15 protein-coding genes and 1 other RNA gene are annotated in these 19,393 nt (G+C 40.6%); 5 read left to right on the forward strand and 11 right to left on the reverse strand.

Translation table 11 applies throughout. From position 1 onward, the window contains the following. The first annotated feature begins 264 nt into the window (after window positions 1-264). Window positions 265-1,449: a trans-sulfuration enzyme family protein gene (locus FJ709_RS06025; protein ID WP_226414403.1), complete on the forward strand. Its 1,185-nt coding sequence runs from the start codon at window positions 265-267 to the stop codon at window positions 1,447-1,449. A 24-nt stretch (window positions 1,450-1,473) separates the two neighbouring features. On the opposite strand, the gene FJ709_RS06030 is transcribed toward FJ709_RS06025, so the two are convergent. Continuing rightward, entirely contained in the window at window positions 1,474-2,199 is a 726-nt protein-coding gene (locus FJ709_RS06030; protein ID WP_226414406.1) for a tRNA (adenine(22)-N(1))-methyltransferase, read from the reverse strand. 178 nt (window positions 2,200-2,377) lie between these two features. On the opposite strand from FJ709_RS06030, the gene FJ709_RS06035 reads away from it, so the two are divergent. From FJ709_RS06035 to FJ709_RS06045, 3 genes are all read left to right on the forward strand, one after another. Then, window positions 2,378-5,596: a DEAD/DEAH box helicase gene (locus FJ709_RS06035; protein WP_226414407.1), complete on the forward strand. Its 3,219-nt coding sequence runs from the start codon at window positions 2,378-2,380 to the stop codon at window positions 5,594-5,596. An 18-nt stretch (window positions 5,597-5,614) separates the two neighbouring features. Next, entirely contained in the window at window positions 5,615-5,935 is a 321-nt protein-coding gene (locus FJ709_RS06040) for a hypothetical protein (protein ID WP_226414409.1), read from the forward strand. Between the two features lie 76 nt (window positions 5,936-6,011). Then, complete coding sequence (locus FJ709_RS06045) at window positions 6,012-6,539, forward strand: tRNA-uridine aminocarboxypropyltransferase (protein WP_226414412.1); 528 nt, start codon at window positions 6,012-6,014, stop codon at window positions 6,537-6,539. Window positions 6,540-6,741: 202 nt separating this feature from the next. On the opposite strand, the gene FJ709_RS06050 is transcribed toward FJ709_RS06045, so the two are convergent. The 5 genes from FJ709_RS06050 to FJ709_RS06070 all read right to left on the reverse strand — a co-directional run bounded on the left by FJ709_RS06050 (window position 6,742) and on the right by FJ709_RS06070 (window position 15,451). Next, window positions 6,742-8,829 (reverse strand): MtrB/PioB family decaheme-associated outer membrane protein, encoded by a 2,088-nt coding sequence (locus FJ709_RS06050; protein WP_226414414.1) that lies wholly within the window; start codon window positions 8,827-8,829, stop codon window positions 6,742-6,744. 12 nt (window positions 8,830-8,841) lie between these two features. Next, a complete protein-coding gene (locus tag FJ709_RS06055; RefSeq protein ID WP_226414417.1) occupies window positions 8,842-9,828 on the reverse strand; it encodes a DmsE family decaheme c-type cytochrome in 987 nt (328 codons plus the stop codon). Window positions 9,829-9,931: 103 nt separating this feature from the next. Then, window positions 9,932-11,908 carry an OmcA/MtrC family decaheme c-type cytochrome gene (locus FJ709_RS06060; protein WP_226414419.1) on the reverse strand — a complete coding sequence of 659 codons (1,977 nt, stop codon included), beginning with the start codon at window positions 11,906-11,908 and terminating at the stop codon, window positions 9,932-9,934. A 278-nt stretch (window positions 11,909-12,186) separates the two neighbouring features. After that, window positions 12,187-14,322: a multiheme c-type cytochrome gene (locus FJ709_RS06065; protein ID WP_226414421.1), complete on the reverse strand. Its 2,136-nt coding sequence runs from the start codon at window positions 14,320-14,322 to the stop codon at window positions 12,187-12,189. A gap of 328 nt (window positions 14,323-14,650) precedes the next feature. Next, on the reverse strand, window positions 14,651-15,451 hold the full coding sequence (locus tag FJ709_RS06070; protein WP_226414423.1) for a hypothetical protein: 801 nt from the start codon (window positions 15,449-15,451) through the stop codon (window positions 14,651-14,653). A 262-nt stretch (window positions 15,452-15,713) separates the two neighbouring features. On the opposite strand from FJ709_RS06070, the gene ffs reads away from it, so the two are divergent. Further along, an RNA gene (gene ffs / locus FJ709_RS06075) (signal recognition particle sRNA small type) lies at window positions 15,714-15,811 on the forward strand. Window positions 15,812-15,927: 116 nt separating this feature from the next. Here ffs and FJ709_RS06080 read toward each other — a convergent pair. The 5 genes from FJ709_RS06080 to FJ709_RS06100 all read right to left on the reverse strand — a co-directional run bounded on the left by FJ709_RS06080 (window position 15,928) and on the right by FJ709_RS06100 (window position 19,388). Beyond that, on the reverse strand, window positions 15,928-16,248 hold the full coding sequence (locus FJ709_RS06080; protein ID WP_226414425.1) for a late competence development ComFB family protein: 321 nt from the start codon (window positions 16,246-16,248) through the stop codon (window positions 15,928-15,930). Between the two features lie 78 nt (window positions 16,249-16,326). Beyond that, entirely contained in the window at window positions 16,327-17,235 is a 909-nt protein-coding gene (locus tag FJ709_RS06085) for a histone deacetylase family protein (protein WP_226414427.1), read from the reverse strand. A 6-nt stretch (window positions 17,236-17,241) separates the two neighbouring features. Then, window positions 17,242-17,946, reverse strand: a complete 705-nt coding sequence (locus FJ709_RS06090) for a DUF2057 domain-containing protein (RefSeq protein WP_226414429.1) — start codon at window positions 17,944-17,946, stop codon at window positions 17,242-17,244. 9 nt (window positions 17,947-17,955) lie between these two features. Beyond that, window positions 17,956-18,618, reverse strand: coding sequence for a primosomal replication protein (locus tag FJ709_RS06095; RefSeq protein WP_226414431.1), 663 nt, complete (start codon window positions 18,616-18,618; stop codon window positions 17,956-17,958). Then, window positions 18,615-19,388 (reverse strand): sulfite exporter TauE/SafE family protein, encoded by a 774-nt coding sequence (locus FJ709_RS06100; protein WP_226414433.1) that lies wholly within the window; start codon window positions 19,386-19,388, stop codon window positions 18,615-18,617. Before FJ709_RS06100 ends, FJ709_RS06095 begins: the two co-directional genes overlap by 4 nt. Window positions 19,389-19,393: the final 5 nt, after the last annotated feature.

Raw genomic sequence — 19,393 nt, forward strand, 5'->3', positions numbered from 1 at the left:
TACCCTAAATTGTTTAGTCTAAAGCTTTTAATTTGTTGCTTTTAGTTCAAAGCATCAGATATATGGTTAAGGCTTGAGTTAACTTAGGCTTTAATCAGTAACATGCTCTACTCATATCGCTATCATCTAGGTTATGTAACATTGTATTTACATCTTGCCCGAAACTATTTTGCTTATCCATATTGGTTATATCTTATTCCACTGTATCTTAAATCGGCTCACTACCTTATAACTACTACAACTAAAGTGAGCTAGGAGAACAAGATGCAAGACAACAAGCAAAGCAATTGGGATTTAGCGACACTCACTATTCACGGTGGTCATCAGCGTGAAGCCTTTGGCGCGTTAGTTACCCCGCTTTACCAAAGTGCCACATTTGTATTTGATAACGTAGAACAAGGTGGAGCACGCTTTGCGGGAGATGAAGCTGGCTATATTTATACCCGTTTAGGTAATCCAACCACTTCAGAGCTTGAACGTAAGATGGCACTGCTAGAAGGCGCTGAAGACGCCGCAGCGTGTGCCTCAGGTATGGCGGCGGTATCAAGTGCTTTGCTTACCCATTTGCAAGCTGGTGATCATTTAGTGGCTTCTAAGGCCGTTTACGGTTGTACCTTTGCATTAATGACAATCCAGCTGAACCGTTTAGGCATAAAAGCCACCCTAGTTGATTTTGCTGATTTAGCGGCGATAGAAGCGGCGATTACCCCGCAAACTAAAGTACTTTTTTGTGAAACACCGGTAAATCCGCACTTAGAGGTGTTTGATTTAGCGGCAATGGCTCAAATCGCTAAAAAACATAACTTGGTATCGATTGTTGATAACACTTTTATGACGCCTTTATTGCAGCAACCGCTGGCAATGGGGATCGATATGGTGATCCACAGTGCGACTAAATACCTCAATGGTCATGGTGATGTCATAGCCGGCATTGTGTGTGGCAGTAGTGAGCATTTACATAAACTTAAATATGAAATACTGAAAGACTTTGGCGGGGTGATATCACCGCATGATGCATGGTTAATATTACGCGGTTTAAAAACCTTAGATGTGCGTTTAGCGCGTCATTGTGACAATGCTGAGGTATTAGCTGAGTATTTAGATAAACATCCGGCCTTTGGCAAGGTGTTTTATCCAGGTTTAACCAAACATGCCGGACATAAGTTCATTGGCACTCAAATGAAGCGTGCTGGCGGAGTTATTGCCTTTGAGTTAAAAGGTGACAAGCAAGATGCGATGAAATTTGTTAACCGTTTAGGCCTGTTTACCATTGCCGTTAGCTTGGGCGATGCCGAATCACTTATTCAGCACCCAGCGTCGATGACTCATTCTCCTTATTCTCCCGATGCAAGACTGGCAGCAGGGATCACTGACAATCTGTTACGAATTTCAGTGGGTCTTGAAAATGTGCAAGATCTGATTGATGACATCGAGCAAGCACTGAGTTAATTGCGAGATGTTAACGATTAGTCTTTAGACTTCAGACGCTAGCTGAAGGCTGTCGGCGATGTGCTGATAGCCTTCATATAAGCTGATATCCATTGCCGATTTACTGTTGGCTGTTTTTCTATAATGAATAAGCATATTCTTTAGGTAACGCTCGATAACAACCGATTGCTCAGCGCAATGACTTTGCCAAATCTTATCGCCAAATAAGCTTATCAATGGCGCTAATGTTTGTTTTACCAGGTTAGTTGCCGGCCGACGGACGTAAAGTAACTCATAGTAACGGCGGTTTTCGCTGATAAGTTGCTCATCAATCAATTGGCAATGGTTAGCATTGAGCATTGCCCTGAGTTTTGCGACATTATTAACTGAGCACAGTAAAAAATCTAACGTTAAAGACGGGTGAGCATTAATAATGCCTGCCACCATTTGCGTCATTAAATTGCCTCCTATACCGGCAATAACAATTAAATGCTGTCCCTTAAAACTGTCTAACGGTAGCTCTGCGACATCTAAACAATGTACCTGCCAGTGAGATTCTGTGTGAGGCGTAATCGGATAGAAGTGGCTTAATTTTTGTTCTAACTGTTGCATCAACTCAGGCACAATATCAACAAAGTGAACCTGCTTGGTTAACTGGCGGTTGAGCAACTCAGTGCCTAACAAACCATGATCACAACAACAATCCCAAATATGGTCATAGTGTGATGAGGTCATATTAGCAAGACTGGATAAACGGTGGCTGAGTTTCATATGACCTGTTTCAGTGAGTGTGGCTTTGAAAAATACGATTGTAACGACAAAGATACTTGTTCGCTAGCGCAGATAATCTCGATTTATATAGATATTAGCGTGATTCTTCCATAAAATGGCAAGTTAACTTTTTTGCCGCTATCTTGAGCATTTTCAGCGGCGCACCTGGGTGTAATGAATGTCGGCTAAACTGTTTAATCTTCCTATCAAGTTATCTCATGAATTATTGGCTAAATTGTTTACCGCTATTCAAATTCAAAAAGCGCAAAACTACTTGATCCAGGGGCGTGTGCTGGAAGTGACCGCTAGCCACGACAACCACAATATAGAAGCCTATACCCAAGGTGCTGCGGATGAGCCGTATAGACAAGACATTAGCTTAGTCAATGTGAATCACAAAGTGATTATGCGCTCTTATTGCACGTGTCCCGTTAGGCGAGACTGTAAACATGTTGCAGCAGCCTTGTTAGCACTAATAGATAATAAACCGGTTGAAGAACAAAGGGTTTTCCAGTGGTTAACCCAGCTAGATGGATTAGATAAACTCTACGCTAATTCTGATGAGGAAGCAGTTCTAGATCGTATTATTTACTGTTTATCAAGTGATCCCCAAGGCGTATATGTTGAGTTAAAAAGTAGCAAGCTGAATAAAAAGGGCATGTACAACCGCGGTAGTAAACTCGCCATTAGTGACTTACGTTTGCATCTGCCTTGGTGGGTAGGGCCGGAAGATAAGCAAATTATTGGGTTACTATTTGCCAATAATTTGCAAGGTAACAAGGTTTACCTTGAAGGCGAAATTGGCTATTTAGCCTTAATGAAAATGATGAAAGCTGATGTGGCTTTTTGGGAAGATAACCGGTTCCCGCTAGTTTCCTGTGACGGCATTACCCCTGAGTTTATATGGGCCGATATGGAAAAAAACCACACTCAAATGCAGATGACCATGCCAGGATTAAATAACTGGGAGTTTATTGCAACTGAGCCGCCATTGTTTATCGAACTCGACTATTTAAAGCTAGGGCAAATTGACACTGATTTGTCGGTTAGTCGACTCACTTTATTGCAAAAAATGCCCCCGGTACCCAAAGGTAAGTTGGATGTAATAAGCCATGCTTTATTAAAACATTTCCCGTCTAAAATAGTGCCCATTCCGAGTGAAATTGAATTTCAAGAAATTAGCCAAGCGCTGAAAACCCGGCTGACATTTTGTTTGATTAATCGCACTGATAGCCTGTTAAAGCAGCCTGCAATAAGGGTTGAATTTTGCTATGGGGATCTTCGTTTTGATGCCAGTGAGCAGTTTGAACACATCAGTTTGTTCAAAAAAAGCAATGTGCAATATCAAGTCCATCGCCAGGTTGAGTTTGAAAAGCAGCACTTGAGTGAATTACATCAACTGAATTTACTTCCTGTGTTAAATGAGCTTTTAGATTTAAATCAGGGCAAACGCTATTTTTTAAGCCAAGGTTTATTGCCCGAAGCCATTTTGGCCTGGGCTGAATTATCAACTGAAGGAGCTGAGGACCTTATCGAAAAAGGGTTTGATGTTCGGTTTGATAATGACTTTGACTTACATATTATTGATGCCGAGCTGGCGGTCGATCTTGTCGATGAAGATGAGTCAGGTTGGTTTTCGTTGTCGTTAAATGCCGATATTGATGGCCAGCGTATTTCATTATTAGCGCTGGTAGCAAAATGGTTACAGCAACATGGTGAACCCGATGACGAACAAGAGCTGATATTACCCAGTGATAATGGTCGCTTTATTAAAATTAAAGCCAAATCAATTAAGCCATTGATCTCAGTGATCCAAGAGTTATTTAATCGCAACTCTAACGATACAATTCAAATTCCACGCAATCGTGCTCATTTGTTAAATGATCTTACCGCCAGTGAAGTACGCTTACTCAATGGCGAGCGGATACGTTTACTTGCCAGCAAGTTAGCTTCTTTTAACGGCATTACGCCGATTGAATTACCCCAAGGCTTAAATGCCACTTTACGTGATTATCAAAAGCAGGGAGTGGACTGGTTATGTTTTCTTAAAGAATACCAACTAGGGGGTATTTTGGCTGATGACATGGGGCTAGGTAAAACAGTTCAGGCGTTAGCATTTTTATTGTATGTGAAACAGCATACCGCCGTTAATGATCGTAAACCCAGCTTGATTATTTGTCCTACCAGCCTGGTGGGTAACTGGCAAAAAGAAGCTGAAAAGTTTACTCCTAGTTTGAAAGTTATAGTGATCCATGGCAGTCAACGCCATCAATGGTTAAACAAGCTAGAACAGTACGATGTGATAGTGACCACTTACCCATTAATTATGCGTGATGAAGATATTTACCATGAACATGTTTTTGAGCACATTATATTAGATGAGGCTCAACAGATTAAAAATGCCCAAGCTAAAGTGACTCAAGTGATTAAAACCTTGAAAGGACGTTTTAGATTGTGTTTGTCAGGTACGCCACTGGAAAACCACCTAGGCGAACTAAAATCATTAATGGATTTTTGCTTGCCAGGGCTGCTCGGCCAGCACACTTATTTTAATAAAGAGTTTAGAGGCCCGATTGAAAAACAAGGTGACGCCGATAAGTCGACCTTATTGAGTAAGCGTATTTCACCGTTTATGTTAAGACGGACTAAAAAGCAGGTGGTTGCTGAGCTGCCAGAAAAAACTGAAATTATCCAGTCATTGGAACTTGAAAAAGATCAACGTAATTTGTACGAGTCTATCCGTCTTGTGATGGAGAAAAAACTGCGCGAATTGTTTGCTAAAAAAGGCGTGTCGAGTAGTCATATTGAGTTTTTAGATGCGTTATTAAAGCTGCGTCAGGCCTGTTGTGATCCTAGATTAGTGAAATTAGAACAAGCACAAAAAGTAAAAGATAACGCTAAGCTCAACTGGTTAGTGCAAAACTTGCCAGAAATGTTAGAAGAAGGGCGTAAAGTACTTATTTTTAGCCAATTTACTTCAATGTTAACGCTTATCGAGCAAGAACTTAACGTATTGGGTATTAGTTACAGTAAGTTAACCGGCCAAACCAAACAGCGCCAAAATCAGATTGATGCCTTCCAAGAAGGTGATAACTCAGTATTTTTGATTAGCTTAAAAGCGGGTGGCACAGGGCTTAACTTAACGGCGGCTGATACTGTGATCCATTATGATCCTTGGTGGAACCCAGCAGCAGAGCGCCAGGCAACCGATAGGGCGTATCGTATTGGTCAGCAAAACCCCGTTTTTGTGTATAAGTTAATTGCCGAGGGCACAGTGGAAGAAAAAATCCAAGCTATGCAGCAACATAAGCAAGGACTAGCAGACTCTATTCTTTCCGATGGCCAAAAAGGCCCTTGGAAAGGCAGTGCGGATGATTTATTAGCGCTGTTACGTTAATCAAAACTGGAGTGGCCTATGCGCTATGTTGATAAGGTAACCATTTTAATAGCATTTATGTTGTTGGGGTGTAATGACGCTAACGCGCCTAAAGTGTTAACCATTCCACCAGGTGATCAAAGTGTTAATGCCATTCAAATACTATGTTCAGATGCTTGGTATCAAAAAGTTGAAGCAGTGTTAACGTCGGGTGATGGTCAAGGCCACGGGCCTGATATTGGCGGTAACGAATGGCAAAGTGTTGTTGAATTTAAGTTAGGTGTTAGAGGCGATAAGTCAGTTCCTCAACGCAGTACAGATGAATGGTGCGCCTTTATTGATGAACAACTTCAGCATTAATAACCATTGTACTTTCGATAACAATAACAGTATCAGCGCTTTACTTTCTACGCACCAGAAATACGTAAAGGGTTAAATGAACATTATATTACTCACCCATCAACGAGAGTTAGACCGTAAAACCAATTCGGGTAAGTTGGTTCGCGAGGTGATGTTGGGTCAAGTTAAGGTTGTTGTGTGGGATAGAGTTAACCCCAATCCTTATTTACTCGATAAGTTAGCGACTAAGCAGGTAGGCTTATTATTTCCCAAACAAGAACACTCGGCATTAAATCATATTCAAGCACCGCAGCAACGTTTTATTGATATCGATAATGACAATGCACACAGGTTAGCCGAATTTAGCCATGTGATTATTATTGATTCAACATGGCAAGAAGCACGTAAAATATATAATCGAAGTGATTATTTGCATCAATTGACTAAGATTACCCTAGTGAATGAACTCCCATCGATTTTTAGTTTAAGAAGAAATCAAATTGAAGGAGGCTTGTGTACCGCAGAGTGTGCTTGTTTGCTGTTATCTTATTGTGGATTATCAACAGAAGCGGATGTGTTGCGGGAAAAACTGATTAATTTCAATCCAAAACCTGGGTCGGTTTAAAGGCATAAATAAATCTAGGCAAGTTCCATTTGCCCAAATTTCAATCACAAGATAATTCATTTGTTAATATAATGTTAATTGATAGTGTAATGCAAGAGCTTTACAAAAAAAACGCTAATCTTGATGGTAGATTAGCGTTTTTTAGCTTATTTATTGTTCTAACTTTGGGTTCTAACTTAGTTAGTTGCTATTCCCACAGTCGTTATAGCTTATAGCTCATACTTAGCATGATCATATGTGCTGTATAGTCATGGCTATTACTACCAAAGCCAACGATATTCCAAATAGCATCTGGGGCGATGTCGTTGGCGGCATCATTATCTAGGTACTTTTCAATTTTATAGTCTAAACGTAAACCCATTTTGTCAGTAGCTTGATACTGCGCATAAAGGTTAACATTATGCACTTTGGCAAAGTAATCACCATAGTCGCCGGTTATACCTTGCCTAACCTGTGTGGTGCTATCCGAATCTGAGTAGGTGTAGTCTAGGCCTAGGCGTAAACGGCTATCCATTAAGTTGTTGTAACTTAGCCCAGCACCCATTACATCAACCGCATCTTCAATATTAGCCTGCCAAGTCGCGGTAGCGAAGTTACTGCTACCCGATTGAGCTGACTCGATAACTTGATGATTATAAAATGCATTTAGCATCACATCGGCACTGAACATGTAGCTTAAGTTTGCGTCGTAACTGGTGTCTTTAGATTCAGTTAAACCGATTTCGGTATTGGTGTAATCATCAAGTGCATAACGCGCACCAAAATCGATAGTTAGCTCATCAATTGGCGTATGACTTACACGAACTTCAACCTGACTTCTGTCCCTGTCAGCGAGATAGTATTTACGCAGTAATTGATTCTGCTCTTTTGATGTCCATTCAGAGACTTCATAGTCTGATCCATCTCGTTGACTAAAGCTGCCTTTAACCCACATGTCCCAATTGTCGAAACTATTGACACGAATTCGGGCCCAAAGGTTATTATCGTCAGTGATTTCACGATCTTGATAGCTTCGCTCATCACGTTTGAATTCATAACCCCCGTCTAATTTAATACCGTAGTTGATTCGATAATCGGCAGCTAACTTAGCGCGATGTGAAGTGTGATCATAGGGCGTATTATAAGCCACTTGACCGTTAACATTATTGATACTAATTTGAGTCCACTGCTCAATTTGAGTGTTGTTTTCTCTGTCGTTGTAATCATAACTGCCATTAAATCTTAGCGTACGGCTAATTCTGCTGACTGCTTTTAAGTTTAAGCCTGTTATATCAACGCTGGCATCTAATGACTCAGACGGCAGCTGATATCCGTAACCCGATGTTACAAATTCCTGGTCTTGACTCATTTGCCCCAGCATTAAGCGACCCGATACCGCAGTCACAGAGTCATTGAACTGACCCATAAGTGATACGCTATGGGCTTCATTATCTGGGTCTAATGACATGTAACCACGTGTTTGAGCACCGAAGGTAGGGTTAAAGGTACTGTCATAACTTAATTGGTTGTTAGCATTTTTAAATGATGAACCATTGTAGTTTAAGCTAGTAAACCAATTGTCACCTTTAAGCTTAATACCGGCTTCTAGTGTGTCTGTGGTGTAATCCACTGGCTGCGGTAGCATGATAGATTGGTTGAAAAAACTCCCCGATGCTTGCTTAAGACCCGTTTTATCTTCACGCTGATAATTAACAAAGGTTGTGAACAGTGACTCCGTTTGGTATTCAATGCCTAAACCGGTTTTTTCACGTTTAAGTGATAATTCAAATGGATTTAAGCTTGAGTAAAGCATAGGCATTTGTGAGCTTGAACCCGCGGTTATCCAGTTGTCGGCTAAGGTCAAATCGCTGCTACCAACGCCTTGGTAGGGCGTCTGTGCGGTATTGGTTTTATAGCTAGCAATTGAGCGATAATTGAAATTTAGGTTATAGGTTCCCAGCTTACCCACATTAATATCAGCACGACCATTGTCCATGCCAATATCGGTAGCGTCTAACTGTGCTCGATAACCTTGAGTACCGCGATAATTGATATCGGCATCTAACTTGCCTGCAAATTTATTATCACTTTTGAAGGCATTAGCTGACTTTATGTCGCTTTGACTGTTATGACCCACACCAACGCCAATACTGCCAGTTGTGCTAGTTGCAACAGCACATCCTTTACAAGCCCATGCATCAAATTTTACATTATCAGTATTAGCATTGGCTAAGCCATAACCTCCGGCCATAGCGGTAAAGCTGGCTGGCGCTAATAAGGCTAGGGTAATTAAGTTTAATTTGTACTTCATAGTGTTAACTCCCTAGCGCTGTAATAGCTTACCCGATGGATGGTTAGAACCATGTACCTGGCTGTGACAATTTAAGCAACTGCGTCCGCCTGTAAATGCATTGTCACCCACACTTGAACCCATACCTGTGTTACCTAAATAAGCGTTACTTGCATGGCCATCGCTGGTATGACATTGCTGACAAAGTTGCGGTGCACGGGTTTTAAGCATGGCGTCATTCACGCTGCCGTGAGGATTGTGGCAACTGACGCAATTTTCGGTCACTGGAGCATGTTCCCAAAGTTTAGGGCCACGTTTTTCGGTGTGACACTCGTAACAGGTTTCATTAACGCTTGGTTTAATTAAGTCAGCCTCCGCTAAGCTACCGTGTGGATTATGACAATCACTACAGGTCATTTGATTCCACTTCATTGGGTGGCTAGAGCGTTTATTCATGTCGGTTTTTTGCTTAGTGTGACAGCTTGTACAGACTTCCATTTCCGTTTGCTTAGACAGCACCGGATCTTTGGCTGTATGAACACTGTGACAAGATGCACAAGAAACATCAGCATTATCATGGTGGCTGGTATTCCAGGACATGCGTTTGTCATCTAAGTGACAACTCATACACACACTGTTTTGTTTATCTGCTGGCAGGGTAGAGTTTGGGCCAAAGGCTATCATCGGCTCTTTACCACCCTTGTTATGCGAGCCTTGTGGGCCATGACAGGCTTCACATTGCAAACCCGCCATTGGACTCTTGCTGGAGTCAATCGCACCATGTACGCCTTTAAAAAGATCCATGACCTTTTCTGAACGCTTATGACACATTAAGCAAGAGTCAGCACCTTTAGGTGAGTATTTACCTTCAGCAAATTTTGTATCTAATGTCGCTTCCACTTCGGCAGGCGTCATTTTTTCATCCCATTTTGCTGCACTAGCAGGGCTTGCTAAACCCATTAGCAGCACCAGTGAAAACAAGGCTGATAACAAGATTTGAGATGTTGTTTTGGTCTTCATAAGTAGACTTCCTAATTTGTCCATAAAAGCGCTATATCGCTAAATCATTAAGCGCATTGCCAATAAGTCAGGGAGAAGTGATCAGCTTCTCCCTGTGGGCAATTTAAAACTTCATAGCTGTATGGTTTTCAATGCTGGGGACATGACAACCTAAACAGAATTCAAGTTGCGCAGCGTCATTAGCTTGCTGGTAAGATCCATTAACTACCGCGCCTTGTCCTTCAGCGTGTGCTTTGATTTCATCGAACCCATGACAAGAAGCACAGGTTGCAGTGATTGGAGTTGTGTAGCTATCTCCACCGCCGGCAGTGGCTAATGCGCCTTTAAGCTTGAATGCATCAAGGCTGAAGTCATTATGACATTGGGTACAGTCACTAATGATGTCTTGTTTGCCATGTACACTGTGCAACTTCATTTCAATTGCACCCTGGTTTGCGCCTGAAGCATAAGTCCCATCCGGTGTATGACAAGCAACACAAGCATCGACTCCAATAATCACTTTACCATCGACTTCACGACCTAATTGTTCGGTCATGACAAAACCTGCATGATGGCCTTTATGGATTTCAAAAGTTTCACCATGACAGTTTTGGCAAGTACTGAAGTTAACCGAATTAGTGTGACGATAACTTGGTGCCGCTCCTGATAATGTCCCATGGGTTAGTTCAGCTTTCATTGATGTTGTCGCCACGCCGTCAGCACAATCAATAGCTTGCACTCCGTCATTACACATTTCTAATCCAATCATTGTGAATGCGGTATCAGTATCACCGGCACCAAAAGGAAGTTTGGCGATATTGAAGCGTAACACACCATCAAGGATAGTGACCTTATCTTGAACTAAGCCACTGTTAACTAAGTCTTGAGTGACTTTTTTGTAACCTGTAACAGGATTTGGATTGTAGCCCATGATAGGGAAGTTAGGGCCAACGTTGGTGATAGTTTCAAGGCGCTTAATTTTACTAATTAAGGTGTTAGCATCAATCTTAGCCCCATTAGTATCAAGTATGGTAACTGATAGTGTTGCAGATAAGTCATCTTGGTCAGCTTTGTTTGCAACCAAAGTTGCGCTCATGCCATACATGTCAATAAAAGCGGCTTTTTGGGTGAAGGGACTTGTATGAATTTCTTCAGTCCAGCTAGCGTTATGGCAGGCAATACAGTTTGAATTATCAAGTTGTTGTGAGTGGCCATTACCCGCTTTAAAGTCAATATCAGAGTGACAACTTGTACAAGTTTCCATGGTGGGTATACGAGACCAATTCTGCCACTCAGATAGATTTTCATCTTCTACATGACAAGACTGGCAGTTATTTTCGATTAAATGCTCAGCTGCTGCACCTGTGTATTCTTTACCATTTTTATCAGTAAAGGTTTTTGAGGTATTATGAATATTGTGCACCAAATGATTCCACTGACTTTCCATAGACATCGAGCTGCTATGACATGTTGCACATGTTTCTTGGGTGTAGTAATTGCTATGGCGAGTGGTTAAAGGTTTATCTTCAGCATGGCAACTTGTACAGGTTGCATGCGACACGATATTTTTGGTGTACTGTGCTTGATAGCCATTACCGTCGAAGTCTTCGACTATTTCTTTTCTAGGCACCGCAGTTACACCGTTAAGTAAGGTGGAACCTTGTCCGCCCGCATAAACATTATAACGTTGAGTCAGTGCTTGGTTATAACCAGCTACTTCGAATGTAAAAGTATAATGACCATTTTTCAAGTCGGTATAATTGGCTATGCCAGACACTCTAGCAGTACGCGTCCACTGGGCACTGTTACCTGCTCCTGTGGCGCCAACGGGCGTTAATTGCGCTGCAGTAATGCCTAAATCTTGTAAACCAATAATGGGCATATCTTCTTCGTTAGTCGCAAAGACATCGATAACCGGTTTGCCGTCTACATAAGTGACGTTAGTGACATCTAGGTTAAGTACTTTAATATCAGCAGCTGGCTCGCCGCCGGGTAACCCTGGTGTGCCCGGTTTACCATCATCTCCACCACCACAGCCCGCTAACGTTAATGTTGTTGCGGCTAGTATTAGTGCTATTTTTGAGTATTGTGTGTTCATCATATTTCCCTGCAAAGGTAAAACATATTCTTAACTGTCAGTATTTTCTGCGTTCTACGTCAAAGCGTGTTGTTTTCAGTTAAGTCGATGTTGGAAAACGTTGTTAATAATAAGATTACGTTATTAAATCGAGTAAATCTTCATCGGTCTTTACATTATGTGAAGCCGGTCTTCCTATTTATAAAGAGGTATATTAATTGCTCATATAGACACGCATAAATGTAACCTTAGATAGCAAAGCCGCTCTATCGAGCGGCTTCATTTTATCTTTACGTTAACCGTTAATGACCGCCCCAATTTGAATGAGACTGAAGAATTCTAGTATCCGTGTGACACGTTGAACATGTCTCTTGAACATTCATCGCCCCATAGTCAGCGGCAGGAACACCAAGTTGATTTATAGTGCCAACCACTCCGCCATTACTTTCAATATGGCCAATCGTTGATTCACTTAATCCATAAGGCGGTAAGTGGCAACTTACACAGGCAGCTGTTTGCGGTGACACCACTAATAAGCCACCATTACTGTCTTTACCAAATGCGACTGGCGATGCCGTTGTTTTGATATTTTGGATCGAGAATCCATCATCACCATGACAAGATTGGCATTCGGTTTTTTTGAAGAATAAATCACCGTTTGAGTCATAAACATAGTGCTTAGCGTGTACCTTAATAGCTAAGTTTGAGTTTGACCGAGTACCATTATGGCAAGATGCACATCCATCAAGATCATTAGAATAACGGTGGGTGATTTCTGTGGTATGACATTGTTGGCAGTCAGTCATCTTAGCGTGTTGCATGCGTGGTGATGAGTTAACCGGGCTGCCATCTAGGTTGTAGTAGAAAGTATCAGAGGTAAGATATGGCGCATATTGTTTGCTTCTATCGCCATCTGCTCGGTTTAAGTCATCTACAACACAATCTGCAATAACGCCTTTTTTAGAACAGACATGAAGTTGGCTGCTCAGTGCTATGGTAGATTTAGCATCAATGAGTGTTTTGATATTGAAGCTAGTTGCACTAATTAAAGCATTGATAGAACCATCACTTTGTTGAGTGAAGGTATTAATACCAACTTTTTGATAGTTAACCAAAAAGTCATCGCCTAAAGTACCATTGATAACAATCGCGCTATTAAAACCGCCATATTTGTAAGGACGAGGATCAATTTGCTTAAGGGTAACCAGTTCTGAACCATGTTTAACGGTAAAATTAGCCGTAATAGATGATTCATCAGCTGCAACCGTCATTGAGTTAAAGGTGACTTTTAGTGTCGATGCTAAGTGAGTACTGTTGAGTGAGTAGTGTGCATCTTCTGCACCACGGCCCCGTTCTTCACCACCATGACAAGCAAAGCAGTTTTCGCCTTGATGATGTGAAGCTTTTGCCCCTGCAGCTTCAGCCGCTGGGCTAGGGCTATGACAGCTCCAGCAAGATGTGGTATCTATATCTGCCTTCCAGCTATCAGTTAGGTTGAATTCTTGATTTGGGTTATGGCAGGTTAAACAGTTTGATGTCATTTGCGGGTATACACCCACGGTTGAAGCATGTGAATTAGTGTGAATACTATGAACCATGCCTTTGATTGAACCGTCATATGCATATGCTTCACCAATCACATTACCGGCAGAATCTTTATCTTCTTTGAGGTATCGGTTGTAGTCGGTATGACAAAATGAACATGCTTCTTCAGTATTATGCTTGCTGCCATGCATTGATAACTCGCCAGCCTGTCCTTCTCTATGACAGCTTTGGCAGTCAGCGTTAGCAAGGATTTTTAGTGGTTTGTCAACTTGCACATCGGTTGCGGGTACCCAATAAAAGAAGCTATTGTCGACCATGGTTTTTGATAAGTTATTTATTGTTTTGATTGATAAATAGACACCATTTGTCGTATCGGCAACATAGTCATATTTACCTAATGTATCGATAGCTTTATCTATTTTAATTGAGTAATTGCCGTTATTGTTATCAACAAAACAATCAGTGCACTGACTTTTTGTGCCGTCAAAGTAACTAGATCCTGTAAAGTATCCTTCCCCTTTATCTTTATTGAAGTAACTTAACCAGATTTTACGTTCCGGATTAGGGCTAACAATTTCATTTTCACCCAGTTCAGTAGCCGCTCCTACACGGCCAAAAGAAATTGTAGCAATATCTGTTTGAACAAGACCTAAAATAGCGGCGCCGTTAGCATCGGTAAGATTAAAGCTGAGAGTAAGTCGTTTGTTTTCGTCGACATCTGCTGCAATAATAGTGCTTTTGATATTGGTTGCTGATTTTATTGGTGTGCCTATAGGACCATCAATACCGTTCTCACCATCTTCACCATCGCTACCACAACCCATAAGTGCAAATGAGAGTATCCCCGCACTGAACACAGCTTTTGCTGTGGTATTTAAATTTAATCGTTTCATCATATTTCCCTGCAATATTCTTATCACTTCAAATGCTATTCATTATAAAGTGTATGGTTTTTACCTATGGACAGTGTAGCCAACCTTAAGTACTTGTTCAGCTTGATGATGTAAGAGTTGTGAACTATGTCCATCTATTCCTTTAGTGGTATTTTTTTCATTGTGACAATGGTTACTTATGTGAGTTTTTGAGCAAAAATTATCTATCTTTGCAAACTACAGAACGATTGATGGAAACTTTTTGGTAACAAATATATTACAAAGTTTACACGCTTTAGACGTTTGAAGAGGGGGATTTTTAAGCTATCTTCTCAGAGTGAGATATTAGTCACATTTTGTAACTAACTGATAGTAGGAGTAAGTGAGAATGAATCGTATTGATGTCAATTGGAGTGAGTATGGTAGTTTTTCTGGTATTTAAAAGTGGCGTTAGTGCTTTTTTCTCAGATATGATCCAATTCAAATGTACATTGAGATTATTGTTCACTTCAAAACCTGCGTAGGTATTAATTTGTTGGCGGGGAAAGTCAGTTTGCTGTGTTAGGAAGTTATTTAGTTGATAATTCACACCTATGATCAATTTATTATTCAATAAGTTGTGCATCGAAATTTCACTGCCGATAATACTGTTTTCACTTATGGCTGTATTTTCAAACTCAAATGCAGAGTTTGAGTGTTCAGCTTGCCAGTTTATTGAGTAGGCTCTACGTATTAAAAAACTACTAACCATGAAATCCGAAGTGATTTTCCATTGTGATTTGATACCCGCTTGAGCATTAGCACGTACATAAGTCGGGAAAAGACTGCTTTGTAATTGATGGCTTTGTGATATGTGATTTGGTAATAGATAGTTTTGTAATGGACTGTTCAGTAATGAATCGTAATTATCATCCGGATTTATTTCACTTAGTAAGCTGACAGAAGGGATAAAGCCGAACTCTTCAGCCTCATTCGATATTACTTGTTTAGTTACAAGCGTATTTTCAACTCTGCGGTTATCTATAAATAGCGCGTGGGAGTTGAGGTTGTGGATTGCTGAATAATGTACATTAAACTGAGCTGCTAACACTGGTAATTGGATCAAAAGAGAAATCATAAAACAGAAAGTGATTGATATGAGATTTTGCATTCACTTTCTCCTTAAGATTATCGGTAATGACTTTAAAATTGTTAAGTCAGTATTTTACGGCGAACACTTTATCTACAGAGTATAGAAGATGTTCTTATACCTTGATTGAAAATAGTAAAATTGAGTGATCATTGTGCAAGTAAGCCATTAAAGACAAAAAGACCAGACTTAGGGCTTGATTGCATTGGAGGGTTAAGGGATAATCCTTGGTGTTCTAGATGAGTTTGTTTTTATTTAGCTTATTTAGAAATCTATGGTGACCCTAGGGTCCCCCCGCAATGATAACTTGTGAACTCGGCCAGGCCCGGAAGGGAGCAACCGCAGCAAGTGACTCGTGTGCCGGGGTGTCGGCTCTAGGGGAGCCTCCAACAATACTCCCCGCAAATAATAAGTAAATAAGTCCTATTTTATAAGACTTATTGATATACGTTTCATGCCTATTTAACTGCTGATGTTTTACTCAGCAAGCCTAATTATTACTCATTGTGACCTAACTGTATGACTGGTTCGGTTAATAGCTCATTTTCTTGTATTAATTTATTGTGTAAATTGGCTTTTAAAAAGGCTCTTGAACGCTCTAAAGCGGAGCTTATTTCATTTTTCATCTGTTTAAGTTCGTTGTAGTCTTCGAAAAAGTAAGTATCAACGAGATGTCGAATATAGCGTACTGGTAATTGATTTAAAGTCACACAACAAAGATCCGCAAGATAATCTTCAGGTAATTCATCCATTAAACCTTCATCGCGCAATATTTCCAAAAGTAAGACTTCATAATAATTACGAAATTCTAAATGCATGGTCTTCTCCATTATGTGTCGTGTTGGCTTTATCAGTCATTATAGTAGACAACAAAAACGTTTATCATTAGTTTATTTTTACACCCAAACGTGATTTGCCGCAATCAGCAATTGACTATGTCTTTGTGTTAACTTATCTGCCTGCTGGCTATATCCACCACCGATTACCGCGGCAACAGGAATGTTGTGATGTTTGGCTAGGGTTAATACTAGCTTATCTCTTGCGAGAATGCCCTGCGTAGATATATTTAAGTACCCTAAATCATCATCTTGATGAATATCAACACCAGCATCATAAATAATAAGGTCGGGTTGGTGAAGTTGTATTAAATACCCAAATACACTGTCAATGTATGATAAGTATTCCTCATCGGAGCAGCCCTTATCAAGTTCAATATCATAATCTGAAATAGGTTTTCTGGATGGGAAGTTTTGTTTGCAATGAATTGAGCAACTAATGATATTGGGGTTACCCTGGCAGAGTGTTGCTGTACCGTCACCTTGATGAACATCACAATCAAAAATTAAAACTTTATCAACTTGTTGTGTTTCTATTAGGTGACTAGCCGCAATAACTAAATCATTGAAGATGCAAAATCCACTGCCAAAATCATGATGAGCATGATGGTAGCCACCCGTAAAATGCACCGATATTTGATGGCTAAGGGCTAGTTGGCAGGTTAATAATGTGCCATTCACTGCATGCAAAGTGCGTTTTACTAAACTTTCACTCCAGGGAAAGCCTATTCTGCGTAGCGCTTTAGGGTGAATGGAACCATTGATAAACGCATCAACATAATCAGCATTGTGCACTTGTTTTATTAGACTAATATCAATTCTATTGGCTTGATGATGCATGCTTGGACAAACTAAATTTTGCTCAATAGCATAATCAAACAAGTTTTGATATTTACTTGTTGGAAATCGATGCTGAGAAGGTAACGCCAGCTGTGAGTAACTGGCGTGATAAACAAAGGGGATTTTCATTAACTATTACAGTTGTTTTATTGCCCAGCCCATAAATTCTTTACGGGTTTTGTCATCGGCTTGTAACCACCAATATTGCAACATTTGTTCAGCTTGGGCTGGATTAGTGGCTTTTGGCGAGTGATCTGTATTTAATTTATTCACTGTGACAGCGGTTGCGGCTACCGTTGGTGAAACTGGGACTGAAGTCGTTGCTGTATAATTAACAGCAGGATGACTACTTGTTGCATGTGCAGACATGGCATCGATGTCCGCGACTTTGTTGCCGCCAAACAAATTTGCAATAAAAGAGGCCTCTTCAAGTTGAGTATTTTCAACCGAATAACTGACTGTGCCTTTGTCTTGACGAGTAATGATAATGTCAGGTTTTTTGGCAAAAGATTTTGGCCGTTTTACGACTCCACCTTCGGCAGGGGAAAGAGTGTAATTAAAATCGCCATCAACATTAAGGGTGACAATAAAAGGCGCTGATTTTATGAAGCTTTGGCTATCACTGAAGTCATCTTGAACCATGTCGTGATATCTAATGGCAATTTTATGGCTGCCAGTGGTTAAATTTAAATCAGATTTATGTTTAAACGAATTTGTTTCTATCTGCTGACCATCTAAAGCCAAATATTCAAATGACATTGGAATGGTAAGATTAGCTGCCATCAGTGAGGATGATGAAAGTAATGCCAAAATTGCACTGGTGGATACGAATGATTTCATTGTAGCTCCTTAACGATTTAAACTTTGGCGTGGTCGCTCAAAGTGTTGTATCCGCTCTTCAATATAGCTAATGGCTTGGCGGCACTTACCTAAACGACGATGCATTAAAAGAATGTCATTTTGCAATGTAATTTTTTCAGCAGCATGACACACCTCAAGGTTTGATTCCATCTGTTGAATTTTAAATTCAATTTTATTAGCCCAAGCAAAATGTTTATTCAACTCTTGATAAAGTTGATGACTGTTTTGCATGATGTTATTTGCTATCCAACCAAAGCCACTATCCTGTACCGACTGCTGTTGTTTTTTAGCATATCGCGCACGATTACTGGCTTTTTTCTGCTCAGCAGATTTTAAGTTTAATCCTGTCGTCAGCAAAGCACGCCTTAATGCGGTAAACCTATCTTGAATGCGCTGGCAGCTAAGTTCAATAGTGTTTTTAGCTAAGTTAAGCGTTAACTGTTTTTCTAACTGAGCAATATCCTTTCTAAGTTGCACAATGCAAGGGCTTAATTGAGCACCTTCTTGGATAAAAACGCTATGATTAAAGCGTTCAACATGTTGCAGTGTTTTCTTCTGCTGGTCGCCTAATTGATTATCATGCTGCAGTGCTTCTTGTTCTATATGAGCAAGTTGTTGCTTCAGCATTAGGATTAATTGCTGAGTGTTCATGCCCAGGCACTCCAGGCTAAATGGGTGGCAATAGATACCACAGAGATAATAAACAACGGCTTGATAAAAGGAATGCCAAAACGGATAGCGCTTCGCGCCCCAATAAATGATCCTGCCATCATGCAAACTCCCATCCATAGGCCTAATATCCAATTAACTTGCCCCAAGCTAGCAAAAATAATTAGCGCAGTAATGTTACTGATTAGTGTCATGATTCTTGCTAAAGCACAACTTTCTAGTAACGGTAATTTATGTAAAGAAATAGAGGAAACAGTCCAAAATGCACCGATACCGGGCCCTGCAAATCCATCGTAACCGCCCAGTATTAATCCTTGAGTTGCTTGGCGTTTATTAGTTGGAGCTTTGGTAGGCGCGACATAATGTGCACTGCCCATGGCTTTAGGGCTGAATAAAGTATAAATCGCAATACTGATAATAAGCAGTGGAAGTAACTTTTCAAGCCAATTCGAGTTAATTAAAAATACCAGTCCGCTACCGAGTATCGCACCGACAAAAGTGGCAATAGCGCAGGTCTTCCAGAATGCTGGTACAAATAATTGCTGTTTATAATAGGTATAGCTAGAGGTAATTGAACCAAAACATGCCGCTAATTTATTGGTCCCCAGGGCTAAATGTGGTGGTATACCCATGGTGAGCAAGGCGGGAATAGACAAAAGGCCACCGCCACCGACTATAGCGTCAATAAAGCCTGCGATAATTCCAATAACCGCCAATGCCGCTAAGTGGCTTGGGTCTAACATTAATTCCAAGGGTA

This window comes from Shewanella glacialimarina, from assembly GCF_020511155.1.
Lineage (GTDB): Bacteria > Pseudomonadota > Gammaproteobacteria > Enterobacterales > Shewanellaceae > Shewanella > Shewanella glacialimarina.